Origin of the sequence: Phenylobacterium sp. (assembly GCF_025351295.1) — a bacterium.
Taxonomy (GTDB): domain Bacteria; phylum Pseudomonadota; class Alphaproteobacteria; order Caulobacterales; family Caulobacteraceae; genus Phenylobacterium.
Map to the genome: position 1 here is coordinate 19399 of NZ_JANXWD010000087.1, position 22250 is coordinate 41648.

The 22250-nt window shown below is 70.3% G+C and carries 22 protein-coding genes and 1 pseudogene; 14 read left to right on the plus strand and 9 right to left on the minus strand.

Annotation, left to right across the window (positions count from 1 at the left end):
* Window positions 1–14 precede the first annotated feature (14 nt).
* Window positions 15–878 (plus strand): TauD/TfdA family dioxygenase, encoded by an 864-nt coding sequence (locus Q0R13_RS12090; RefSeq protein WP_293904200.1) that lies wholly within the window; start codon window positions 15–17, stop codon window positions 876–878.
* Here the strand turns inward: Q0R13_RS12090 and Q0R13_RS12095 are convergent.
* Together Q0R13_RS12095 and Q0R13_RS12100 are read right to left on the minus strand one after the other, a co-directional pair.
* Window positions 875–2080 carry a TIGR03862 family flavoprotein gene (locus tag Q0R13_RS12095; RefSeq protein ID WP_293904202.1) on the minus strand — a complete coding sequence of 402 codons (1206 nt, stop codon included), beginning with the start codon at window positions 2078–2080 and terminating at the stop codon, window positions 875–877. The two genes, Q0R13_RS12090 and Q0R13_RS12095, sit on opposite strands and share 4 nt — an antisense overlap.
* A 4-nt stretch (window positions 2081–2084) precedes the next feature.
* Window positions 2085–3380 (minus strand): M20/M25/M40 family metallo-hydrolase, encoded by a 1296-nt coding sequence (locus tag Q0R13_RS12100; protein ID WP_293904204.1) that lies wholly within the window; start codon window positions 3378–3380, stop codon window positions 2085–2087.
* A gap of 180 nt (window positions 3381–3560) precedes the next feature.
* Between Q0R13_RS12100 and Q0R13_RS12105 the strand changes: the two genes are divergently transcribed.
* From Q0R13_RS12105 to Q0R13_RS12125, 5 genes are all read left to right on the plus strand, one after another.
* On the plus strand, window positions 3561–5366 hold the full coding sequence (locus Q0R13_RS12105) for a DUF885 family protein (protein ID WP_293904206.1): 1806 nt from the start codon (window positions 3561–3563) through the stop codon (window positions 5364–5366).
* A gap of 76 nt (window positions 5367–5442) precedes the next feature.
* Complete coding sequence (locus Q0R13_RS12110) at window positions 5443–6348, plus strand: alpha/beta hydrolase (protein ID WP_293904208.1); 906 nt, start codon at window positions 5443–5445, stop codon at window positions 6346–6348.
* Window positions 6348–7118: an alpha/beta fold hydrolase gene (locus Q0R13_RS12115; protein ID WP_293904210.1), complete on the plus strand. Its 771-nt coding sequence runs from the start codon at window positions 6348–6350 to the stop codon at window positions 7116–7118. The genes Q0R13_RS12110 and Q0R13_RS12115 overlap by 1 nt, the downstream gene beginning before the upstream one ends.
* Window positions 7119–7164: 46 nt before the next feature.
* Complete coding sequence (locus tag Q0R13_RS12120) at window positions 7165–7449, plus strand: hypothetical protein (protein ID WP_293904212.1); 285 nt, start codon at window positions 7165–7167, stop codon at window positions 7447–7449.
* A gap of 35 nt (window positions 7450–7484) precedes the next feature.
* On the plus strand, window positions 7485–9179 hold the full coding sequence (locus Q0R13_RS12125) for a hypothetical protein (RefSeq protein WP_293904213.1): 1695 nt from the start codon (window positions 7485–7487) through the stop codon (window positions 9177–9179).
* 209 nt (window positions 9180–9388) lie between these two features.
* Here the strand turns inward: Q0R13_RS12125 and Q0R13_RS12130 are convergent, their stop codons facing one another.
* On the minus strand, window positions 9389–10144 hold the full coding sequence (locus tag Q0R13_RS12130) for a LytTR family DNA-binding domain-containing protein (RefSeq protein ID WP_293904215.1): 756 nt from the start codon (window positions 10142–10144) through the stop codon (window positions 9389–9391).
* A 159-nt stretch (window positions 10145–10303) separates the two neighbouring features.
* Between Q0R13_RS12130 and Q0R13_RS12135 the strand changes: the two genes are divergently transcribed.
* Entirely contained in the window at window positions 10304–10921 is a 618-nt protein-coding gene (locus Q0R13_RS12135; RefSeq protein ID WP_293904217.1) for a DUF2306 domain-containing protein, read from the plus strand.
* Between the two features lie 72 nt (window positions 10922–10993).
* Entirely contained in the window at window positions 10994–11629 is a 636-nt protein-coding gene (locus Q0R13_RS12140; protein WP_293904219.1) for a glutathione S-transferase family protein, read from the plus strand.
* Here Q0R13_RS12140 and Q0R13_RS12145 read toward each other — a convergent pair.
* The 4 genes from Q0R13_RS12145 to Q0R13_RS12160 all read right to left on the minus strand — a co-directional run bounded on the left by Q0R13_RS12145 (window position 11598) and on the right by Q0R13_RS12160 (window position 16356).
* A complete protein-coding gene (locus tag Q0R13_RS12145) occupies window positions 11598–11993 on the minus strand; it encodes a VOC family protein (RefSeq protein ID WP_293904221.1) in 396 nt (131 codons plus the stop codon). The two genes, Q0R13_RS12140 and Q0R13_RS12145, sit on opposite strands and share 32 nt — an antisense overlap.
* A 180-nt stretch (window positions 11994–12173) precedes the next feature.
* Window positions 12174–14201: an elongation factor G gene (locus Q0R13_RS12150; protein ID WP_293904223.1), complete on the minus strand. Its 2028-nt coding sequence runs from the start codon at window positions 14199–14201 to the stop codon at window positions 12174–12176.
* A gap of 192 nt (window positions 14202–14393) precedes the next feature.
* On the minus strand, window positions 14394–16013 hold the full coding sequence (locus tag Q0R13_RS12155) for an EAL domain-containing protein (RefSeq protein WP_293904225.1): 1620 nt from the start codon (window positions 16011–16013) through the stop codon (window positions 14394–14396).
* 82 nt (window positions 16014–16095) lie between these two features.
* The gene (locus tag Q0R13_RS12160; protein WP_293904227.1) at window positions 16096–16356 is read right to left on the minus strand and encodes a hypothetical protein; all 261 of its coding nucleotides are present in this window, start codon (window positions 16354–16356) and stop codon (window positions 16096–16098) included.
* 85 nt (window positions 16357–16441) lie between these two features.
* Here Q0R13_RS12160 and Q0R13_RS12165 point away from each other — a divergent pair, with 85 nt between their 5' ends.
* Both Q0R13_RS12165 and Q0R13_RS12170 read left to right on the plus strand, forming a co-directional pair.
* Window positions 16442–16936: an NUDIX domain-containing protein gene (locus Q0R13_RS12165; RefSeq protein WP_293904229.1), complete on the plus strand. Its 495-nt coding sequence runs from the start codon at window positions 16442–16444 to the stop codon at window positions 16934–16936.
* A 42-nt stretch (window positions 16937–16978) separates the two neighbouring features.
* Window positions 16979–18076: a phosphatidylinositol-specific phospholipase C1-like protein gene (locus tag Q0R13_RS12170; protein WP_293904231.1), complete on the plus strand. Its 1098-nt coding sequence runs from the start codon at window positions 16979–16981 to the stop codon at window positions 18074–18076.
* A 66-nt stretch (window positions 18077–18142) separates the two neighbouring features.
* On the opposite strand, the gene Q0R13_RS12175 is transcribed toward Q0R13_RS12170, so the two are convergent.
* Window positions 18143–18340, minus strand: coding sequence for a cold-shock protein (locus Q0R13_RS12175; RefSeq protein WP_240606517.1), 198 nt, complete (start codon window positions 18338–18340; stop codon window positions 18143–18145).
* 303 nt (window positions 18341–18643) lie between these two features.
* A pseudogene (locus tag Q0R13_RS12180) lies at window positions 18644–18832 on the minus strand (cold-shock protein); the annotation flags it as partial.
* 186 nt (window positions 18833–19018) lie between these two features.
* On the opposite strand from Q0R13_RS12180, the gene Q0R13_RS12185 reads away from it, so the two are divergent.
* The 4 genes from Q0R13_RS12185 (at window position 19019) to Q0R13_RS12200 (ending at window position 22193) form a co-directional block, all read left to right on the plus strand.
* On the plus strand, window positions 19019–19609 hold the full coding sequence (locus Q0R13_RS12185) for a TIGR00730 family Rossman fold protein (protein WP_293904233.1): 591 nt from the start codon (window positions 19019–19021) through the stop codon (window positions 19607–19609).
* A gap of 174 nt (window positions 19610–19783) precedes the next feature.
* Complete coding sequence (locus Q0R13_RS12190; RefSeq protein ID WP_293904353.1) at window positions 19784–20455, plus strand: bifunctional 4-hydroxy-2-oxoglutarate aldolase/2-dehydro-3-deoxy-phosphogluconate aldolase; 672 nt, start codon at window positions 19784–19786, stop codon at window positions 20453–20455.
* Between the two features lie 158 nt (window positions 20456–20613).
* Window positions 20614–21714, plus strand: a complete 1101-nt coding sequence (locus tag Q0R13_RS12195; RefSeq protein WP_293904235.1) for a sensor histidine kinase — start codon at window positions 20614–20616, stop codon at window positions 21712–21714.
* Between the two features lie 32 nt (window positions 21715–21746).
* Window positions 21747–22193, plus strand: coding sequence for a response regulator (locus Q0R13_RS12200; protein ID WP_293904237.1), 447 nt, complete (start codon window positions 21747–21749; stop codon window positions 22191–22193).
* The last annotated feature ends 57 nt before the right edge of the window (window positions 22194–22250 follow it).

Consider the following 22250-nt stretch of genomic DNA (forward strand, 5'->3'; position numbering starts at 1 on the left):
CCGGAGGACCGTCGATGAGCCAGACCCTGAACATTCGCCGCGCGGCGGGCGCCCTCGGCGCGGAGCTTTCCGGGGTGGACCTGTCGCGGACCTTGCCCGACGCCACGGTAGCGGCGATCCGCCAGGCGCTGGTCGAGCACCAGGTGATCTTCTTCCGCGACCAGACCCTGACCCCCGCCCAGCAGGTGGCGTTCGGGGCGCGCTTCGGGCCGCTCAACATCCACCCCTATGTCGCCGGGATGGCGGGCCAGCCCGAGGTGATGGAGATCATCAAGGAGCCGGCGGACCGCATCAACTTCGGCGGCGGCTGGCATTCGGACATGAGCTTCCTGGAGACCCCCGCGATCGGGTCGATCCTCTATGCGCTGGAGATTCCCGAGTTCGGCGGCGACACCCTGTTCGCCAGCCAGGCGGCCGCCTACGACGCCCTGTCGGACGGGCTGAAGGCGACGCTGGAGACGCTCAGCGCCGTGCACTCCGCCAGCAAGGAGTACTCCTCGACCGGCGCCTCGGCAAAGAAGCGGACCTCGATGTCGGTGGCTGAGGCCGACGGCTATGTGGGCGAATATGTCCACCCCATGGTGCTGGTCCACCCCGAGACCGGCCGCAAGGCGCTGTATGTCAATCCGGCCTTCACGCTGCGCATCGACGGCTGGAAGCCGCGGGAATCCAAGGCCCTGCTCGACTACCTGTTCGAGCACTGCCGCCACGAGGGCTTCACCTGCCGGTTCGCCTGGGCCAGGGGCTCGGTGGCGTTCTGGGACAACCGCTCGGTCTGGCACTTCGCCCTCAACGACTATGCCGGCCACCGCCGCCACATGCGGCGGGTGACGGTGGATCCCTGGCCGCACGCGGTGCGCGCGGAGGTGGCGGCCTAGGCTCGGCCCAGCCGGCGAAGCACGCCCTGCGCCGCCGCGCGGCTGGTGGCGAAGGCGCCTTGCAGCAGGTAGCCGCCGGTGGGCGCCTCCCAATCCAGCATTTCGCCGGCGACGAAGACGCCGGGGCGGGCGCGCAGCATCAGGTGCGCATCCACAGCGCCCAGCCGCACGCCGCCGGCCGAGGAGATGGCGCGGGCCAGGGGCTGCACGCCGGTCAGCCGCAGCGGCGCGGCCTTGACGGCGGCGGCCAGGGCGGCCGGGTCGGCGGGGAGGTGCTTGCCATGCGCCTCGCGCAGCAGATTGATCGCGACGGGCGAGAGCCTGAGCGCCTGGCGCAGGTGGTTGGCCAGCGAACGGTCACTGTGCGGACGGGCCAGCCGCGCCGCAAGGTCCGCCAAGGCGGCGTCGGGGCGCAGGTCGATCAGGAGCTCGGCCGAACCCTGGGCCATGATGGCCTCTCGCAGCGGCGCTGCCAGCGCGTAGAGCGCGCCGCCTTCCAGGCCATAGGCGGTGACCATCGCCTCGCCGCGCGCGGCGCGGCCGCCGAAGCTGAGCCCGATCCCCTTGAGCGGCTGGCCGGCGAAGCCAAGCATCACCGGGCTCCAGGCGACATCGAAGCCCATGTTGGCGGGACGGAGCGCGGCCAGCTCGACGCCGGCCTCGGCCAGGAGGCCGGTCCAGGCGCCGTCGGATCCCAGCCGCGGCCAGCTGGCGCCGCCCAGGGCCAGGACGGTGGCGTCCGCCCGCACCGTCGCCTCGCCGTCCGGGGTGTCGAACCGCAGCGCGCCGTCAGCCGTCCAGCCCAGCCAGCGATGCCGCATGCGGAAGGTGACCCCGGCCGCCGCCAGCCCCGCCAGCCAGGCGCGCAGCAGGGGCGAGGCTTTCAGCGCCCTGGGGAACACCCGGCCCGACGAGCCCACGAACGTCGGCTGGCCCAGCCCCTCGGCCCAGGCGGTGAGTGCGGCCGGTGGGAAGGCCTCCAGCATCGGCCGCAGGCGCTCGGCCGCCGGGCCGTAGCGGCCGACGAAGGCCTCGAACGCCTCCGAATGGGTCAAGTTCAACCCGCCGCGCCCGGCCATCAGCAGCTTGCGGCCCACGGACGGCATCTGGTCGTAGATGCTCACCTCCAGGCCGGCGGCGGCCAGCTGCTCGGCGGCGAACAGGCCCGCCGGCCCGCCGCCGACCACGGCCACCGTCGGCATGGCGTCAGCTCCCGGCCATCGCCAGCAGGGCCGAAAGGCCCACGGCCATGCCCCTGACGCTCTCCGGCTTGGCCACGTCGATCCACTCGTCCACCGCGTGCGCCCGGCCGCCGTCGCCGCCCGAGCCGATGGTCACGGCGGGGATGCCCAGGCTGATGGGCACGTTGGAATCGGTGGAGCTGGAGCCCAAGATCGGCGCGTAGCCCGCCGCTCGGATGGCGGCGGCGGTCATCTGCACGATCTCGGCGTCCGGCTTGGTGGCGCCGGTCGGCCGCTCGCCGATCAGCTTGAGGTCGGCGGCGATCTTGCCGGCGCGGGTGGAGCGGGCGGCGTTCTCCTGCTCGACCGCGCTCTTGACGATGCGCAGGAACAGGCCGTCCAGCTTGGCCAGCTCCTCCTTGCTCTCGGAGCGCATGTCGATCTCCAGCCAGATGGCGTCGGGGATCGAGTTGACCGAGGTGCCGCCGCCGACCACGCTGGTCATGTAGGTGGTCTTCGGCTGGGTCGGCACGCGGACCTTGTTCATCTCAACCACCGTGGTCCCCATGGCCGCCATCGGGTTTACCAGGCCGAAGGCGCCGTAGCTGTGGCCGCCCGGCCCCCTGAAGGTCACCCGGTAGCGGCGCGAACCCACCGCGCCGTAGGTCACCCGCTCCGCGGAGGCGCCGTCCATGGAGAAGAAGGCGACGATGCGGTCCGCGTACTTCGACTTGCCGAACAGGAACCGCGTGCCGCGCAGGTCGCCGGGGCCTTCCTCGCCGACGTTGCCGACGAACAGGATGTCCTTCCGGGTCCTCACCTTACCGGCGTCCAGCGCGCGGACATAGCCCAGCAGCACGGCCAGGGAATGGGTGTCGTCGCCGACCCCCGGGGCGAACAGCCTGGTTCCCTCGCGTCGGACCTTCACGTTGGTGCCCTCGGGAAAGACGGTGTCCAGGTGCGCGGCCATCACCACCAGCGGCCCGCCGGCCGGGCCGGTCCCGCGGCGCAGGCCGGTGACATTGCCCTCGGCGTCCATCTCGACCTCGGTCAGCCCGAGGGCCTGGAACTTGGCCAGGTAGGCTTCGCCGCGCACCTTCTCCTTGAACGGCGGGGCGGGGATCTCGGTCAGCTCGATGGTCTCGGCGACGATGCGGTCGTGGTCCTGGTCCAGGGTCGCCATGGCGGTCCTGAACCCGGCGCTGGCGCGGATGGCAGCCACGGTCTTGTCAGCCGCCGCCGGCCGGGTCTGGGCGGTCGCGCCGGACCTCAGGGTAAGCAGCAGGGCGGCGGCCAGCACGTACCGCGACACGCGTAACATCGGGATGGAATCCTTGCCTGAAAGCCCTTCCATTTCATCCGATCCGCCCCCGCTCCGCCAGGGCGGGCGGCAGGGCGTTGCGCATTACCGGGATTTAATGCGGCGCCTCGCCTGCGCTCGCTTGCCCAAGCGACGCCACGGCCTCAAAGCCTGCCTCACATCAGGTCACAGGAGGCGCATATGCAGAGCCGTCGCCAGCTCATCGTCTCCGCCGCCGCGCTCGCGCTGGCCGGCCGGGCCACCGCCGCGCCGGCGGCCGGCGCCGAAGCCCAGCTCAACACGGCCCTAGACAACCTCTTCGCCGTGACCCTGGCCGAGTCGCCGGAGCTCGCCACCGCGCTCGGCCTCGACAAGGGCGCGCACGCCGACGCCAAGTCCCAGCTCAGCAAGGGGTCGCTGGCCGACATCGCGCGCCGCCGCGGCGAGACGGGCGCCCAGCTCGCCCGCCTGCGCGGCATCGACCGCAAGGCGCTCACCGGCATGGCGGCGGTGAACTACGACTCCGTGCTCTACGACCTGGACATGACCGACCGGGCCAACCGGGCTTTTGCCTATGGCGCCGAGGGCGGCGGCTCGCCCTATGTGCTGAGCCAGATCACCGGCGCCTGGCAGGGCGTGCCGGACTTCCTGGACAGCCAGCATACCATCGAGACCCGCGCCGACTGCGAGGCCTATGTCGCCCGCCTCGGCGAGTTCGCCCGGCAGATGGACGAGGAGCTGGTGACGGTGCGCCGCGACGTGGCCCTGGGCGTCGTCCCGCCGGACTTCTGCATCGCCGGCGCCCTCTCCGGCATGAAGACCCTGCGGCAGCCGGCCGACAAATCCAGCCTGGTCGCCTCGGTCACCGACCGGGCCAAGGCCAAGGGGATCGCCGGCAACTGGGCGCATGAAGCGACCGGCGTCTACGAGGGCAAGGTTCTGCCGGCCCTGGACCGCCAGATGGCGCTGCTGGAGAGCCTGAAGGGCCAGGCGACGCACGACGCCGGCGTCTGGCGCCTGCCCGACGGCGAGGCCTACTACGCCCAGGCCCTGCAGACCCGCACCACCACGACCATGACCCCGGCCGAGGTGCACAAAGTCGGCCTCGACGTCACCGCCGAGTTGCAGGCCCGCGCCGACGTGCTGTTCCGGAAGATCGGCATGAGCCAGGGCGGCGTCGCCGAACGCTACGGCGCGCTCTTCAAGGACCCGAAGTACGTCTATCCCAACACCGACGCCGGCAAGGCCAAGGAGATCGCCGACCTCAACGTCCTGGTGCAGGGCATGCAGAGGCGGCTGCCGCAATACTTCGGGACCCTGCCGAAGGCCGGGCTGGAGATCCGCCGCATCCCCGCGGCGACCGAGGCCGGCGCCTCGACCCACTACACGACCGGTAGCCTGGATGGCACGCGCCCGGGAATCTACTGGCTGAACCTGCGCGACACCGGCGAGGCGCCCTTCTGGGACATGCCGACCACCACCTTCCACGAGGGCATCCCCGGCCACCACCTGCAGCTCAGCCTGCAGCAGGAGGCCGACCTGCCGATGATCCGCAAGGCCGGCGGCTTCGGGGCCTACGCCGAAGGCTGGGCGCTCTATTCCGAGCAGCTCGCCCAGGAGATGGGCTTCTACGCCGACGAACCGGCCTGGGAGCTGGGCTATGTCCACGACGCCCTGCTGCGGTCTGGCCGGCTGGTCACCGACACCGGCCTGCACAGCCTGCGCTGGAGCCGCGAGAAGGCGACGCAGACCCTGTCCTCGATCGACGGCGATCCGCCCGCCCTGGCCCAGCAGGAAATCGAACGCTACAGCGTCTGGCCGGGTCAGGCGTGCAGCTACATGGTCGGCAAGATCACCCTGCTACGGCTGCGCGAGAAGGCCAAGGCCGCGCTGGGCTCGCGCTTCGACATCCGCAAGTTCCACGATGCGGTGCTGCTCTCCGGCTCCATGCCGCTGACCGTGGTCGGGAACGCCGTCGACAACTACATCGCCGCGACCAAGGCCTGAGCGGCCGCATCGCGCTCGACAACCCGCCCCAAACAGCCTTCGATAGTCCCAACAAGAGCATCAGGGGACGAACGCCATGCCGAGGGTCAGGGCCAACGGGATCGAGATCGAATACGACGTCACCGGCCCGGCGGATGGCGAGCCGCTGCTGCTGATCATGGGTCTGGGCGCGCAGATGACCCGTTGGCCGCAGGCGTTCGTCGACAGGTTGGCGGCGCGGGGGATGCGGGTGATCCGCTTCGACAACCGCGACATCGGGCTCTCGACCAAGCTGGAGACGGCCGGGGTCCCGGACTTCCCGGCGATGTTCAAGGCGCTGTCCGAGGGCAGGGCGCCCAACGTCCCCTATCTGCTGGACGACATGGCCGCCGACGCCGCGGCCCTGCTGGATGTGCTGGGGATCGCGCGGGCCCACATCGTCGGCGCCTCGCTGGGCGGGATGGTGGCGCAGCTGGTGGCGGCCCACTATCCGCAGCACACCCTGTCGCTGACCTCGATCATGTCGACCACCGGCAACCGCGCCCTGCCGCCGGCCTCGCCCGAGGCTATGGCGGTGCTGAACGACCGCGGGCCGGACCCGCTCACGGACTTCGAGGGCTATCTGGACCACGCGGTGAAAGGCGCCTTCGTGACCGGCTCGCCCGGCTATCCGACCGAGGCCGGCGAGATCCGCCAGCGCATCCGCGCCGACTTCGAGCGCAGCTACAGCCCGCTGGGCTTCATGCGGCAGTACGCGGCCGCCGCGGCCTCGCCGGACCGGCGCCCGAAGCTGGCGTATGTCACCGCGCCGACGGTGGTGATCCACGGCGCGGCCGATCCCCTGGTGCCGCTGACCGGCGGCCAGGACACCGCGGCCAGCATCCCCGGCGCGGAGCTGCGGGTCATCGAGGGCATGGGCCACGACTTCCCGGCGGCGCTCTACGACACCGTGGTCGAAGGTATGATGCGCGCCGTCGAGCGCAGCAAGGCGGAGGCGGCCTGATGGCGACGCTGAACCGCGAGGGCGTGGACCTCTACTACCAGGTCCACGGCGACAAGGGCCCGGTGATCCTGCTGACCCACGGCTATTCGGCGACGTCGCAGATGTGGGAGGGCCAGGTCGAGGCGTTGTCGAAGGACCACAAGCTGGTGATCTGGGACATGCGCGGCCACGGCCAGTCCGACAGCCCGGAGGATCCCGCGCTCTATTCCGAGCCGGCCACGGTGGCCGACATGGCGGCCTTGCTGGACGCGGTGGGCGCCGGGACCGCCATCGTCGGCGGGCTGTCGCTGGGCGGCTACATGTCGCTGGCCTTCAACCGGGTGCATGGCGACCGGGTCGAGGCCCTGCTGATCATCGACACGGGTCCCGGCTACAAGAACGACCAGGCGCGCGAAGGCTGGAACAAGACCTCGTTGAAGACCGCCGAGCGCTATGAGATCGAAGGCCTGGCGCTGCTGGAGAAGGGCAGCGCGGAGCGGCGGACGGCGCGGCACAAGTCCGCCAAGGGGCTGGCCCTGGCGGCGCGGGGCATGCTGACCCAGCGCGACGCGGGGGTGATGGCCTCGCTGCCGGAGATCAAGGTCCCTGCGATCGTGGTGGTGGGCTCGGAGGATACACCGTTCCTGGCGGCCAGCGACTACATGGCCGCCAAGATCCCCGGCGCGAAGAAGGCGATCATCGAGGGCGCCGGTCACGCCGCCAACATCGACAAGCCCGAGGCGTTCAACGCCGCGATCCTGGGCTTCCTTAGTGGCCTCAAACAAAGTTGAGCCGTAACAACGGTCGCTTAACCGTGGCCGTGGGACACTCGCGACCATGGAAGTTGTGAACGGCTACGTGTGCAAGAACTGCACGGACGTGGACTACGCCAAGAAGAACATCGACCCCGCCAAGCCCAAGGACGGGCCGAACGGCGTCTATGCGACCGACAAGGCGAAGGCCGCGGAAAAATCCAGGGACGCGGCGAAACCCGCCGACGGTCCGGTGGACCGCGGCCCGGCCGTGACCCTCAGCGGCGCCCTGGCCAATGTGACCCAGGTCCCCAGGGCCGAGGCGCAGCAACCCTACAAGCCCGGCTCCGGCTTCACCTTCACCGCCTGACGGCCTAAGCTGCCCCATCGTGGGAGGGTAGGCGGATGCGCGCGGCTCTGGCTCTGATCGCGGCGATGTGGGCGGGCCCCGCGCTTGCCCAGCCGCACGACATGTCCAAGATGACCGGGATAAGCATGGGCCTGCCGCCCATGCCGTCGATCTACGCCGGCGAGGCGGACAAGCCCGGCGCACCGGTGTTCAAGGGCCTGGGCGACCACAACATGCCGGTCACGGCGACGCCGCAGGCCCAGGCGTTCTTCGACCAGGGCGTCAACCTGATGTTCGGGTTCAACCACGCCGAGGCCATCCGCTCGTTCCGCGAGGCCGCCCGGCTCGATCCCGACTGCGCCATGTGCTGGTGGGGCCTGGCCATGGCGCTGGGCTCCAACATCAACCTGCCAATGCCCGACGACGCGATCGCCCCGGCCTGGGCGGCGCTGAACAAGGCCCGGGCCCTGGCGCCCAAGGTCACGCCGCGCGAACAGGCCTGGATCGCGGCCCTGGGCAGCCGCTACGCCGCCGACCGCAAGGCCGACCGCGGCCTGCTGAACGAGGCCTTCGCCGAGGCCATGCGCGGGCTCGCCGCCCGATATCCGGACGACCTCGACGCCCAGGTGTTCTGGGCCGAGGCGATGATGGACACCCAGCCCTGGGATTACTGGCAGGCCGACGGCATGACGCCCAAGGGCCACGCCGCCGACATCGTCGAGGTGCTGGAGAAGACCATCGCGCGGTCGCCCAACCACCCGGGCGCGCTGCATCTCTACATCCACGCCGTGGAGGCCTCGACCACGCCGGAGCGGGCGGAGGGTCCCGCCGACCGCTTGCTGACGCTGATGCCGGGCGCGGGCCACGTCGTCCACATGCCCAGCCACATCTACTACCGCGTCGGCCGCTACGCCGACGCCGCGCGGGTCAACGAGGACGCCGCCCTGGTGGACGAGCAGTACATCGCCGCCTGCAAGGCTCAGGGCTTCTATCCGGCCGGCTACTACGGCCACAACCTGCACTTCCTGTGGACCTCGTCGGAGATGGAGGGCCGCTACCAGTCGGCCATCGACGCCTCGCGGCGGCTGGTGAAGGCGGTGGATGCGCCGAACCTGTCCAGGCAGATGTCGCTGGCCGAGCTCTACAACTTCACGCCGGTGGTCACGCTGATGCGGTTCGGCAAGTACCAGGCGGTGCTGGCCGAGCCGCCGCCGGACCGCATGCTGACCCTGGACATGGCCATGTGGCTCTACGCCCAAGCCTTCGCCCACGCCAACCTCGGCGACCTGCCCACCGCCAAGGCCGACCGCGCCAGGCTGGCCGCACTGCAGACGGCGAAGTTCGCCCGCTACGACGCCTACAATGTCCCCGCCGCCGCGATGATCGCCGTGGCCCTGGCCTCGGTGGACGGCGAGATCGCGCGCAAGTCCGGGGACCTGCCGGGCGCGGTGGCCGCCTTCACCAAGGCCCGCGACCTGGAACTGGCGCTGCCCTACACCGAGCCCGCCTACTGGCACCGCCCGGTGGCGCACCTGCTGGGCGCGGCCCTGCTCGAAGCCGGCAAGCCCGCCGAGGCGGAAGCCGTCTACCGCGACAGCCTGAAGGCCTACCGCCGCGACGGCTGGGCCCTGACCGGGCTGGCGGCCGCGTTGCAAGCCCAGGGCAAGGTCGGCGACGCCGCCCGCGCCACAGCCGACGCGGCCGAGGTCTGGCGGCGCGCGGACACGAAGATCACCACCTCGCGGCTGTAGGTCACACTTACGCTGAACAGGGCTGCTCCAGCGACTCTCTTCCCACCATCGTCATGGCCGGGCTTGTCCCGGCCAACCATAAACGCCAGCAGTCGGAAGATGGGCTTGGCGGGCGCCGCCGCGAACCTGGAGCCATCGGTGCGTATGGGTGGCCGGGACAAGCCCGGCCATGACGATCAGCGTGGAGTAACGGGGCGCGACGCTCCGTCCTAGAACCACCCCGCTGCCTTCAACGGCGCGGCGTTGCTGCGGCTGATCGGGACGGTGAGGCCGCACTTCAGCCTGGCCTCGCCCCGGCCGCGCCGCCAGCGGACCTCGTCGATGGCGTCGGCCGCCACCCACCAGGAGCGGTGGGTCTGGAAGCCCGGGGCGGCTGCGAGTTCGGCCAGGGCGTCGCCGAAGCGGGCGGTGATCAGTTCGTCGCCGGCGTCGGTGTGGACCCGCAGGTAGTGGTCCTCGGCCTCCACCGCGATCAGGGCGGCGGCGCGGCGCTTGGCCGACAGGCGCAGGCGGAAGGCCTGGCTCGGGTCTGTCTCCGGGTCTGGGGCGGGCGTGGCGGCGGCCGGCGGCCGGTTCCAGACCAGCTGGCGGAACAGCATGGCGGCGAAACAGACAACGAACACCTGGAACCACGGCTGCGTCAGGTTCTTCAACGTCAGGTGCATGCCGGCCAGATAGTGGTTGGTCAGGGCGACCAGGACGGTCACCCCCGGCGTCATCAGCACGCTGACCGCCATCAGCCGAACCCAGAACTGGCCGGTCAGCCGCTGGACCGGTCGATCGATGGCGACGCCGATCACTCCACCGCCGACCATGCAGATCAGCCAGTAGACGATCCGCTCCGGCAGCGACCGCTCGGACGAGCCGAACGGTCCCAGCACAGCCATCACCAGGCCGATCCCCGCCCACAGGGCCATGTCGGCGGCGAGTCGGGTGACGCGGTGCTGGAACAGGGCGTTCGGCATGGCCTCGGGGTGCGGCGGATTCGTTCGCGCGATCCTGCCACGACTGGCGGATCGACGGCATTCATTCGCGCAGATTGGGCGCCGTTCGCGTCTTGCCGGTGGCGGCGGTTTTCGCGACTTGGCATCCCGGTCTCGTCAAAGTGCGGAGCCGAGAGTCCGATGAATGCCAAGCTTTCCCGAGGGTTGTGGGGCCTGGGCGCCTTTCTGAGCGTCGGCGTGGCGTTGTTCTCCTACCGCTACCTGGGCCCGCCCAACGTGACGGAGTCGCCGCAAATCCTGGCCAACCTGTTCGCCAGGCCGTTCCTGACGGTGCACGTGGCCGGGGCGGCGACGGCGCTGCTGGTCTGCGGCTTTCAGTTCCTGCCCGCGTTGCGCCGCCGCCGCGCCATCCACCGCTGGCTCGGACGAGCCTATGTGACAGCCTGCATGGTCGGCGGGGTCGGCGGACTGGTGATGGCCTTCGGAACCACCTCCGGACCGGTGGCGGCCTGGGGCTTCGGGTTGCTCGCACCGACCTGGATCTTGGTGACGGCGCAGGGTTGGCTGGCGGCGCGCGCCCGGCGCTTCGACGAGCACCGCGCCTGGATGATCCGCTCGTTCGCCCTGACCTTCGCCGCCGTGACCCTGCGCCTCTATCTTGGCGCCCTGCAGGCGTCCGGCCTATCGTTCGAGGAGGCCTATCCGATCACCGCCTGGATCTCCTGGGTCCCGAACCTGATCGTCGCCGAGCTCTACCTGCGGCGGGGCATGAGCCGGCGGCTGCAGGCTGCCGAATGAGGTCATCCTGCTGACATACTGATGTCAGCAGGCAGGGTGCTTGATAGGGTCAGTCGTAATGGGAGCCCAACGATGTCCGACCTGACCTTCTACACCCACCCCATGTCGCGCGGCCGCATCGTCCGCTGGATGCTGGAGGAAGCGGGCCAGCCCTACGAGACCCGGCTGCTGGGCTACGGCGAGAGCATGAAGGGGCCGGAGTACCTGGCGATCAATCCGATGGGCAAGGTGCCGGCGATCCGGCACGGCGACACCGTGGTGACCGAGTGCGGGGCGATCTGCGCCTATCTGGCCGACGCTTTCCCGCAGGCCGGCCTGGCGCCGGCGCACGGCAGCCCGGATCGCGGGCCCTACTATCGCTGGCTGTTCTTCGCCGCCGGGCCCGTCGAACAGGCCACCAGCCTCCGCTCGCTCAAGGTCGAGGTCCCGACCGAGCAACAAGCCATGGTCGGGTTCGGCAGCATGTCGGCCGTACAGGACGCCATCGAAGGCGCCCTGAAGGGGCGCGAGTATGTGGCCGGCGACCGCTTCACCGCGGCCGATCTCTACCTGGGCTCGCACCTCGGCTGGGGCATGCAGTTCGGCGGGATCGAGCGGCGGCCGGTGTTCGAGGCCTACGTGGCGCGGCTCCACGCCCGGCCGGCGGCGATCCGGGCAGTCGAGATCGACGACGCGCTCATGGCGAAACAGTCCCAGCCCGCTGAATGAGGTCCCAGCGGGTCCCATAGAGGTCCTCGAACACCGCCACGGATCCATAGGGTTCGTGGCGGGGGGCTTCCAGGAACCGCACCCCGGCGGCGCTCATGCGGGCGTGGTCGCCGGCGAAGTCGTCGGTCTCCAGGAACAGGAACACCCGCCCGCCTGCCTGGTCGCCGATCCGGGCGGCCTGCTCGCCGACGGCCCTGGCCAGCAGCAGCGCCGCGTCCGAGCCCGGCGGCCTGACCACCACCCACCGCTTGCCGCCACCCTGGTCGGTCTCCTCGACCAGCTCGAACCCGGCCTTGCCGACATAGAAGGCGATGGCGTCGTCATAGTCGGCGACGAGGAGGGCGGTGAGGGAGAGGCGCTGCATCCCGCCGTACTACCGCGCCCTTCCTCTTCCGCGAAGCGGGAGAGGGGGACCGTCGCCGAAGAGCCGATGGTGGAGAGGGCAGGCCTCAGGCTCCGCGGATCGTTTGCCCGCCCAGGACTCACAGACCGGTGCTTGCCCTCTCCACCCCTCTCCCATTGAATGGGAGAGGAAGATCGGATGCTAAGCCCGCGCGCCCTGCGCCGCCTCCTCGGCCAGGCGCCCGTGCAGCTCCGACATGTGGTCGAAGTCGGCCTCGAAGGCGCCCAGGCCCTGGGTCAGGCCGCGCAGTTCGGCGATCAGGTCCTGGCGCTCGCTCTGCGGCAGGAAGGCCTCGATGCGTTCCCAGCCGCGCCAGTCCTCGCGGGGGCTGAGGCCCAGGATCTGGCCGCGGCGGGCGGTCAGCGCCGAGGTGACGTTCGAGGCGCTGGGGCTGGGGGAATAGACGATCAGCTTCTCGATCGGCTCCAGCAGGATCGACCCGACGGCCTTCAGCGCCTCCTCGATCCCCATGCGGCCGGCGATGCGGAAGGCCATTTCGGAGCTATCCACCGCATGGCTCTGGCCGTCGGTCAGGGTGACCTCCAGGTCGGTGACGGGGAACCCGAGCGGGCCCTTCACCAGGCCGTCGCGGACCCCGACCTCCACGGCGGGGATCCACTGCCGGGGGACGGAGCCGCCGACCACCTTGGACAGGAACACGAAGCCGGAGCCACGGGGCAGGGGGCGGACCTCGATGCTGACATCGGCGAACTGGCCGTGGCCGCCGGACTGCTTCTTGTGCCGGGCCCGGTGGCCGATCGCCTTGGCCACGGTCTCGCGGTAGGGGGTGCGCGGCTGGACCGTGTCGATCTCGACGCCGTAGCGGCGTTTCAGCCGTTCCAGGGCCAGGCGCACATGGCCCTGGCCCTGCCCGGCCAGCAGCACCTGGCGCTGCTCGGCGTCGTGGGTCAGGGAGAGGCCGGGGTCCTCCTCGACCAGCTTGCCGAGCGCGCCGGACAGGCGGACGTCGTCGTTGCGGTTGCGGGCCATCAGGGCCACGGCGTAGAGCGGCCGGCGCGACCCCGCGGCCGAACGGACCTGCTGGGTCTGGCCGGTGGTCGACAGGATCTGGCCGCCGCCGGCCTGCTCCACCTTGCCGATGGCGCAGATGTCGCCGACCGGCGCCTTGGCGATCTTCTTCAGGGTCGAGCCCTGCACCTGGCTGAGGCCTCCGGCGCGGCTCTTCTGGCCGTCGGACATGACGAAGTCCGCGCCGTCCGGCAGGTCGGCGCCGAACACCCGCGCATAGGCCAGCTTGCCCGACTGGCCGGCATAGGCCGCCTTCAGCACATAGGCGCCCCTGGTGATGCCGAGCCGCTCGGCGGCCTGGGACGATGGCGGGGTCTCGTGGCGCAGCGCCTTCAGCAGCCGGCGGATGCCGAAGCCGTTCTGGGCCGAGCCGAAGAAGACCGGCACGATCTGGCCGTCGTTCATCTCCTTGACCAGGTCGGCGAACACCGCGTCGCGGCTGGGGGTGACGTCGGAGAGCAGCTGCTCCAGGAGTTCGTCGTCGAAGTCGGCGATCTGCTCCAGCATGTGGAAGCGGGCGTCCGCCTCCTCCTGCTGGAGGTCGCCGGGGATGTCGACCTGTTCGGACGGCTTGCCGGGCCGGTAGACGAAGCAGCGCTCCAGGGCCAGGTCGATGAAGCCGGTGACCTTGTCGCCGCTCCAGGTAGGCACCTGCCGGGCGACGAAGGGGGCGGAGGAGACCGGCGCCAGCGCTTCCAGCAGCGCCTGCAGCGAGCCGCGGGCTTGGTCCATCTTGTTGATGAACAGGGCGTGGGGCACGCCCATCCGCTCCAGTTCGCGCAGCGCCGGCTGCAGCAGCACGGCCTTGGCGGGGTCCGGCTCGGCGACCACGATGGCCAGGTCGACGGCCGGCAGGGCGGGATCGATCTCGGCGCAGAACTCCAGGGAGCCGGGGCAATCGACGATCACATAGCGGTCGCCCATGAACTCGAAACCGGCGAGGTTCAGTTCCACCGAGTGGCCGCGGGCGCGGGCCTCCGGGCTGGAGTCGCCCACCTCGCCGGGGCGCACGGCGGTGCCGGTGGCGGCTTCCAGCAGGGCCTCCATCAAGGCGGTCTTGCCGGCGCTCGTGGGGCCGACGAGCGCCAGCGCCCGAACCGACCCCCCGGATCTGACGCCCACAATGTCCTGGATTGCCATGGCTACGTTCTCCCATCGCCGATGGCGCCGAGGGCGCCCGACTTTGCGGGAGGTCGTGGCGCCCTTGCGCGCGGTTATGGACGGTCGCAGACCGGTCGAGGCCAGCCAGCGCCGCCCTATGGGATCGAGCCTACGCCCCTATTTTCGCTGAGCACAAACGGCATGGGTCCGCGCTCAAGAGAATGTGAGGCGTCAGCCCCATTCGCCTTGCTTGCGCTCGCGGGCCATGCGGGTCGCCAGGCGCCCGTCGCCCCGCGCCTGCCCGCGGCTGGCGGTGAGGGCCGCGGCGTCGGCCGGCGTCTCGGTGGCGCGGCCATAGAGCCAGCCCTGGGCGTAGTCGACGCCCGCGCGGCGCACGGCGTCCTCCGCCTCCGCCGTCTCGACCATCTCGGCCAGGGTTTCCACCTTCAGCTCGGCGCACATGTTCACCAGATGCTTCACGAAGGTGGCTTCGCGGCCCCCGTGCTGCAGATCGCGGATGTAGCGGCCATCGATCTTCAGCAGGTCCAGGGTCAGCTGCTGGAGGTAGGCCAGCGAGGCGGCGCCGGCGCCGAAGTCATCCAGGCACCACTTGCAGCCCACCGCGCGCAGCGCCTGCAGGCGGCGGTCCGCGGCGGGCAGGTCCTCCACGGCGGCGCTCTCGGTGAGCTCGAACATCAGCCGGCCCTGGATGTCCGGGTTCTCGCGTACCAGTCGCAGAGCCGTATCGACGTAGCTGTCGCCCATCAGGCTGCGGCCGGAGACGTTGACCGCCAGGATCATGTCCGGCGTGCGCAGCAGGACTGCGAGCGTTTCCTCGAGGATCGCCACGTCCAGCGACTCGATCAGGTCCAGTTCCTCGGCCAGGCGGATGGTCGGGAACGGACTGCCGTTGGCGCCGAAGCGGACCAGGACCTCGTGGTGGTGCACGCTGCCGTCGGTGAGCAACACCACCGGCTGGTAGGCCAGGCTGAAGCGCTTGTGCCTGATCGCCGCCCCCAGTTGCCCGGCGTTGCTGAGGGTGGAGCGCAGGGACTGTTCCAGCACGGCGGCGAAGTCGCTGGGCAGGGCCTTGCCCAGGCCGTGCTCCATCACCTGGTTCAGCGCGAAGCGGAGCGCCTGGGTGACCTGTCGCGGGCGGTCCAGCCCGGTCATCGGCACCGCCGCGGCCTCCGTGCTGACGCCGCGCACGCCGGCGTTCGCGAGCGTCCGGTCGATCCGGTCGGTCAGCGAGTCCACCGTATCCTCGCGGGCGCGGATCAGCGCATAGCGCTCCGTGCCCAGGGAGGTGGGCGCCTCGCCACGATAGGCCTGGGCGCGCAGCACCCCGGCGACCAGCGCCTGCAGCTTGTTCGGGTCGGTGTCGGCCTTCGACAGCCCGCCCAGTTCGACGAACGCCAGCTCCAGCTCCTGGGTCGCCCCGGCCAGCAGTTCGGCGGCGCGCGCCTCGAAGCTTTCGCGGCTGTGGAGCACGGCGGGTCCGCGGCCCGTCGCGCGGGCAAGGGCGCAGGAGATGGCGCCCTGGTTCTGCGGCAGCCGGATGGCCGTCAGGCTGGCATACCGGGACGGCTGCCTGGGCGGCGTCGCGATCCCGACCACGACCGGGCCGGCGCGGGCGCTCTCGCCCATGCCGGCGAACATGGCCTCCACCATGCCGTGGTCCTCGGTGGCCACGAACGATGTCCACGGTCGGTTGCTCAGCGCGGTGTCTGCGACGCCGACCACGGTTTCGCCCGCCCCCAGGCCGAACGTCACGCGCCCGTCGGGCCGGATCTCCAGCAGGAGATCGGCGCCGGCGAAGCCGAACCCCAGGAACCTGTGTGGCGTTGACAAAGGCGCGTTTCCCTTCGCCGCCCAGGATGTGCGAGCCGGCCTTAAGATCGGGTTTGCGCGCCGGGGTCCCCGAAGGGCGGCCTCAGCCGTCGACGTCCTTGCGCTTCAGCATCCGTTGGCGGCTCTGCAGGACGGTGTAGAGGCGCTCGCGCTGATGGTCGCCGACCGGCAGGGCGATGCGGGTGTGGCCGATCTCCAGGTCGTGGACCGCGTCGCCGGCCAGCCGGTTCATGGCGGTGGGCGAGACCTGCCAGAGGATGTGGATCAGGTCGGTCGCCAGCAGTTCCAGCGTCGCCACGCGAGCGATCAGATCGCGCTTGCTGGTGGGAAGATCGTCCTTCATCGAAAGGTTCGTGCTTCTGGAGCTGCTGTGGTCCCGGAGATTGGGGCGATCGGGCTTAAGGCATCGATAGTCCGTGGCCAGGTTGATGAAAAAACACGCTTCCGCGACCCCCGTTCGGCCGACCGCCCGCGTCCTGCTGCTGGACCGCGACGACCGCATCCTGCTGATGAAGGGGCGGCTGCCCGGTCGGCCGCCGGGGCACGGGGCATGGTTCACGATCGGCGGTGGGGTGGAGGCGGGCGAGACCTATCTCGAGGCCGCGGCCCGCGAGATCCGGGAGGAAACCGGCATCGCGGAGTTCGAGCTGGGGCCGGCCGTCTGGCTGCGCGAGGGCGTCCTGGGGATCCCGGAACCGACCCTCTTCCGCGAGCAGTATATCGTCGCGCGGTGCCACGGCGCCGAGCCGAGCCGGGCCGGCTGGAACGCCCTGGAGCGGGACCTGATCGACGACATCCGCTGGTGGACCGTGCAGGCGCTCACGACCACGCAGGAGCCGGTCTTCCCGCCGGGCCTGGCGCGTCTGCCGCGGGTGCTGGCCGGAGACCTGCCGGCCGAACCACGCCGCATTCCCTGGGACTAGGCTTCACCCTACTGTCTACGCCTTCGGACTGAGGATCGCCCCATGCTCGCCGCCCTGCTCGCCGCCGCCGCCGTCTCCGCCGCCTGCGACCTGGAGGCGCCGTCCGGCCAGCCGGGCTGCACGCGCGCGGCGGTCGACGCCCTGCCGATGAACGCCATCCAGGTGATCGGCACCCACAACAGCTACAAGATGGCCATCGCTCCCAACGAGATGGCGACCATCCGCGGGGCCAACGCCAAGGAGGCGGACGCGATCGACTATTCGAAGCCGTCGCTGACCACCCAGCTGAACCAGGGCGCCCGGCAGCTGGAGATCGACGTGGTCTACGACCCGGAGGTCGGCCACTACGCCAGGCCGCTGGGCTATGTCATGGCCGGCAAGGCCGCGGTTCCCTACGACTTCGCGCCGCTGAAGCAGCCGGGGCTGAAGGTGCTGCACGAACCGTCGGTGGACTACCGCTCGGTCTGCCCGCTGTTCACCGGGTGCCTGGGCGAGATCCGCGCCTGGTCGACGGCGCACCCGGACCATGTGCCGATCCTGATCATCATGAACCTGAAGGAGGGTGGGCTGCCGATTCCGGGCGCGACCAAGGCGCCGCTGTTCGACGCCAAGGCGATGAACGAGATCGACGCCGAGATCCGATCCGTCTTCCCGGAGGCCGCCCTGATCACGCCGGACCAGGTCCAGGGCCGGCACGCGACCCTGCGCGAGGCGGTGGCCATCGACGGCTGGCCGACCCTGAAGGCCGCGCGGGGCCGGGTGATGGTCGCCCTGGACTGCCCACCGGACCAGGTCGCCCGCTACCGCGAGGCCCGCAAGGTGCTGGAGGGCCGCGCTGCCTTCGTGAACATCGACGTGGGCTCGCCGGCGGCCGGCTACATCACCCTGAACGAGGTTCCGGAACTCTCTGACCAGATCACGGCGGCGGTGAAGGCCGGGATCATCGTGCGCACCCGCGCCGACGCCGACACCGTGGAGGCGCGCAAGAACGACACCCGCCGCCAGGTCGCCGCGTTCGCCTCGGGCGCGCAGTATGTGTCGACGGACTACCTGACCCCCGACACCCGCTTCAGCCCCTATGTGGCCGCGCTGCCGGGCGGCGGGGTGGCGCGGCTCTCGCCGGTGCAGCCAGCGCGCTGACGGCCGGTCGGCGCCCCATGGCCGATGGCAGGGCCCACCGCGGTGCGGCGGGCCCGCTGTCCCGGTCTAGCCCGTGACCTTCAGGTTGGTCGCGGAGGTCTTGCCGCTACGACGGTCCTGTTCGAGGTCGAAGTTGACCGTCTGGCCCTCGTTGAGGCCCGACAGGCCGGCCTGCTCGACCGCGGAGATGTGGACGAAGATGTCCTGGCCGCCGCCATCGGGCTTGATGAAGCCGAAGCCCTTGGTGGGGTTGAACCACTTCACCGAGCCGGTGCCGGAGCCCGCGACCGTGCCGCGCGGACGATCGCCGCCACCGCCACCGCCACCAAAGCCGCCGCCGCCGCCACCGCTGCTGCCGCCGAAGCCGCGATCCCGGCCGCCACCGCCGCCGTAACCACCGCCGCCGCCGCCGCCGCCGTAACCACCGCCGCCGCCGCCGTAGCCGCCGCGATCGCCGCCGCCGCCACCACCACCGTAGCCGCCACGATCACCGCCGCCGCCGAAGCCGCCGCCGCCGCCGGCGCGACGGGGTTGGGGCTCGCCCGCTGCCGTCACGACGATGCCGGTCGCCGCCAATTTTCCCGAACGTCGATCCTGCTCGAGTTCGTAATCCACCTTGTCGCCTTCATTCAGGCTGTCCATGCCGGCCTGGTTCAGGGCCGAGATGTGAACGAAGACGTCTGATCCGCCGTCGTCCGGTTGAATGAAGCCAAAACCCTTAGCCGTGTTGAACCACTTGACTGTGCCGCTCGCCATATCGTCGCAACCTAACCGGAGAGAAAGTCCCACGCCGCACGCATGGCGGCGCCCGGCTAATCTTGCTGAAGAGCCGTGAACGAATTTGTAGCGAGGGATTTCGAGCAAGGCCAGCGCCCGTGACAGGCGCGTGCAATCAGCCTAAGGGAGCGACCGTTTCGCAACAGCGTTGTCCGGGGCGCCCCTTTGAAGAGCATCTGCGTCTTTTGCGGCTCCTCGCCCGGGACCGATCCCAGGTTCATGGACGAGGCTGTCCGCTGCGGGACGCTGATCGCGCAGGCGGGGCTGACCCTGGTCTATGGCGGCGGCCGGGTGGGCCTGATGGGGGCCGTCGCCGACGCGGCCCTGGCGGCGCGGGGCAAGGTGACGGGGGTCATGCCGGTCGACCTGGTCAACCAGGAAATCGCCCACCGGGGCCTGACCGAGCTGCGCGTGGTCAATTCGATGCATGAGCGCAAATGGGCCATGGCCGAGCTGGCCGACGGGTTCCTGTGCCTGCCGGGCGGCCCGGGGACGTTCGAGGAGATCTTCGAGCAGTGGACCTGGGCCCTGCTGGGCTTTCACGCCAAGCCGTGCGGCTTCGTCAATGTCGGCGGCTACTACGACCTGATGCGCGCCACCATCCAGCAGATGGCCGACAACGGCTTCATCGCCCAGCCCTACGTCGACATGCTGATCTACGCCGACACCACGCCCGAGGTGATCGATGCCTTCCGTACCTACGTCGCCCCGCCGCCCAAGTGGGGCCTGGCGAAAGTGGCCGTTTCCCTCCCTTAATAGGGACCGTTGCGTAGTTGAGCGTGTCGAGCGTTTGGGACGTTGGGCGGTTTGGGACGAGTCCGGAATCGCCCGCGATTTCGCGGCGCTGCGGTCTTCCTTGCCGGCCGCGTGGCGGATTACATGCACGGCGCCAGCGTCCCCGTGGACGGCGGCGCACCCCAGGAGACCGCCGTGGCCCGTGACCGCCTGACCGTGCTGACCGCCATGATGGACCAGGGCGTGATCCCGGTGTTCTACCACCCCGACCCCGAGGTCTGCGTGAAGGCGATCCAGGCCTGCGCCGACGGCGGGGCCAAGTGCATCGAGTTCACCAACCGCGGCGACTTCGCGAGCCAGGCGTTCCTGGAGGTGACCCGGCACTTCGCCAAGGCGGACCCCAGCGTGATCATGGGCGTGGGCTCGGTGGTCGATGCGCCGACCGCGGGGCTGTTCATCGCCAACGGGGCCAGTTTCGTGGTCGGGCCGATCCTGAACGCCGACGTGGCCAGAGTCTGCAACCGCCGGATGATCGCCTATTCGCCGGGCTGCGGCACGGCGAGCGAGATCAGCCAGGCCCAGGAACTGGGCTGCGAGATCGTCAAGCTGTTCCCCGGCGGCGCGGTGGGCGGGCCGGAGTTCGTCAAGGCGGTGCTGGGGCCGATGCCGTGGAGCAAGATCATGCCGACCGGCGGCGTCGATGTCACCGAGGCCTCGCTCAGGCCGTGGTTCGAGGCCGGGATCGTGGCCTGCGGCATGGGCTCGAACCTGATCACCAAGGTCCTGCTGGACGCCGGCGACTACGCCGGGATCGAGGCGCGGGTGCGCGACACGGTGCAACTGATCAAGACCATCCGGGGACTCTGATGTTCGGCGACGCCGAGGGAGTTTAAGGGCTATGCAACAACTGACCGTTGCTTGCGTTCTATACGCCGAGCGCCAACCCATGCTCGGGCGCAACTCCTTATAATCTGCCTGGGTACGGCTTTCGCCTTGCGAGCCTCCAGTTTTGTGAAGGGCGAGCCGTGGCTGCCCAGACCCCGACCTATTCGGAGGAAGCCGCGCTCAGCCTGACCCTGGCGATCGTCGCCTCGTCGCCGGGGCCGCTGCTGCTGCTGGACGGGGACCTGCGGATCGTCGCCGCCAGCGCCTCGTCCGCCGAGGCCTTCGAGATCGACGTCCTGGGCACGCCGGGCGTCTCGCTGTCCAGCCTTGGCGCCGGGGAATGGAACTTGCCGCAGCTTCGGTCGCTGCTAGACGCCACCCTGGCCGGCGCGGCAAAGATCGAGGCCTATGAGATGGACCTGAAGCGGCCAGGGCGGCCGACGCGGCGCCTGGTCGTCCACGCCCAGCGGCTGGTCTATCTGGATGCCGACAACCAGCGGCTGCTGGTGGCCGTGACCGACGTGACGGACGCGCGCGCTAGCGAAGCGGCGAAGGACGAGGCGCTTCGCCACAACCTGATCCTGCTGCAGGAGGTCCGCCACCGGGTCGCCAACAGCCTGCAGATCATCGCCAGCGTCCTGCTGCAGAATGCCCGCAAGACAGACCCGGACGAGACTAGAAGCCACCTGAACGACGCGCACAACCGGGTGATGTCGGTGGCCGCCCTGGAGCGCCAGCTCGCCGGATCCGGCGAGGCGCATGTCGAGCTGAGCGCCTATTTCACCAACCTTTGCAGTAACTTGGCCGCCTCGATGATCGCCGACAGCGAGCATATCTCCCTGGTCGTCACGGGCGCGCGGGGCGTCGTCGAGGCCCGGGTGTCGGTCAGCCTGGGCCTGATCGTCACCGAACTGGTGATCAACGCCCTGAAGTACGCCTTTCCGGACCGTCGGCCCGGCAAGATCGCCGTGGACTGCAAGTTCCAGGGGCCAAACTGGACCTTGACGGTCGCGGACAATGGCGTGGGCATGCCTAGCGACCCTGCCCTGGTGCAGGTCGGCCTTGGGACCAGCATCGTGCGGGCCCTGGTGAAACAGCTGTCGGCGACCCTTGAAATCGCCCCCGCGCACCCCGGCACGCGCGTCACCATCGACCGCACCCGGATCGCGCTGGTCGACGACGACGCGGGCGGCGTCGCCGCGAATTCGGCCGCCGGACATCCCGTGGCCCAGGCCAGCTGAATGACCGTCGCCGCTGAAAGTGGAGCGTAGCCATGGATCGTGAGACCCTGCCCGGCGCCGGCGTCACCCTGCTGATCGTCGAGGATGAGATCCTTCCCGCGATGGCGCTCAGGGACGAGCTGGAAGACGCGGGCTATCGGGTCATGGACCTGACCAGCCGCCCGCAGGAGGCGCTCGACGCCGCGCTGGGCCGCAAGCCCGATCTCGCGCTGGTGAACATCCAGCTGCACGGCCGCGACGACGGCATCGAGCTCGCCCGGGAGCTGAAAAGCATGGGGATCCCGGTGCTCTTCATCAGCGGCCAGGGGAGCCGGGCCAGGATGTCCCGGACCGCGGCGATCGGCTCCCTGCCCAAACCTTACAGCAGCCGGGACATGGTTCTGGCCGTGACCTATCTGCTGGGCCGCCTGAAGGGCGATGCTACCCGCGAACGACCCCCTGGCCTCGAGGTCTTCGACGCCGTGCCGGACGCTGCGTAGAGGCCGGAAACGACATCTCGACCCGGGCGTATATCCAGACCATGACGGCGGTGGGGG

Bases quoted from the DNA above. Each gene is read 5' to 3' on its own strand.
- Q0R13_RS12150 (WP_293904223.1), bottom strand. From the start codon at position 14,201: ATGGCAATCCAGGACATTGTGGGCGTCAGATCCGGGGGGTCGGTTCGG.
- Q0R13_RS12105 (WP_293904206.1), top strand. From the start codon at position 3,561: ATGCAGAGCCGTCGCCAGCTCATCGTCTCCGCCGCCGCGCTCGCGCTG.
- Q0R13_RS12110 (WP_293904208.1), top strand. From the start codon at position 5,443: ATGCCGAGGGTCAGGGCCAACGGGATCGAGATCGAATACGACGTCACC.
- Q0R13_RS12135 (WP_293904217.1), top strand. From the start codon at position 10,304: ATGAATGCCAAGCTTTCCCGAGGGTTGTGGGGCCTGGGCGCCTTTCTG.
- Q0R13_RS12090 (WP_293904200.1), top strand. From the start codon at position 15: ATGAGCCAGACCCTGAACATTCGCCGCGCGGCGGGCGCCCTCGGCGCG.
- Q0R13_RS12095 (WP_293904202.1), bottom strand. From the start codon at position 2,080: ATGCCGACGGTGGCCGTGGTCGGCGGCGGGCCGGCGGGCCTGTTCGCC.
- Q0R13_RS12145 (WP_293904221.1), bottom strand. From the start codon at position 11,993: ATGCAGCGCCTCTCCCTCACCGCCCTCCTCGTCGCCGACTATGACGAC.
- Q0R13_RS12125 (WP_293904213.1), top strand. From the start codon at position 7,485: ATGCGCGCGGCTCTGGCTCTGATCGCGGCGATGTGGGCGGGCCCCGCG.
- Q0R13_RS12130 (WP_293904215.1), bottom strand. From the start codon at position 10,144: ATGCCGAACGCCCTGTTCCAGCACCGCGTCACCCGACTCGCCGCCGAC.
- Q0R13_RS12160 (WP_293904227.1), bottom strand. From the start codon at position 16,356: ATGAAGGACGATCTTCCCACCAGCAAGCGCGATCTGATCGCTCGCGTG.
- Q0R13_RS12170 (WP_293904231.1), top strand. From the start codon at position 16,979: ATGCTCGCCGCCCTGCTCGCCGCCGCCGCCGTCTCCGCCGCCTGCGAC.
- Q0R13_RS12140 (WP_293904219.1), top strand. From the start codon at position 10,994: ATGTCCGACCTGACCTTCTACACCCACCCCATGTCGCGCGGCCGCATC.
- Q0R13_RS12100 (WP_293904204.1), bottom strand. From the start codon at position 3,380: ATGTTACGCGTGTCGCGGTACGTGCTGGCCGCCGCCCTGCTGCTTACC.
- Q0R13_RS12200 (WP_293904237.1), top strand. From the start codon at position 21,747: ATGGATCGTGAGACCCTGCCCGGCGCCGGCGTCACCCTGCTGATCGTC.
- Q0R13_RS12115 (WP_293904210.1), top strand. From the start codon at position 6,348: ATGGCGACGCTGAACCGCGAGGGCGTGGACCTCTACTACCAGGTCCAC.
- Q0R13_RS12120 (WP_293904212.1), top strand. From the start codon at position 7,165: ATGGAAGTTGTGAACGGCTACGTGTGCAAGAACTGCACGGACGTGGAC.
- Q0R13_RS12165 (WP_293904229.1), top strand. From the start codon at position 16,442: ATGAAAAAACACGCTTCCGCGACCCCCGTTCGGCCGACCGCCCGCGTC.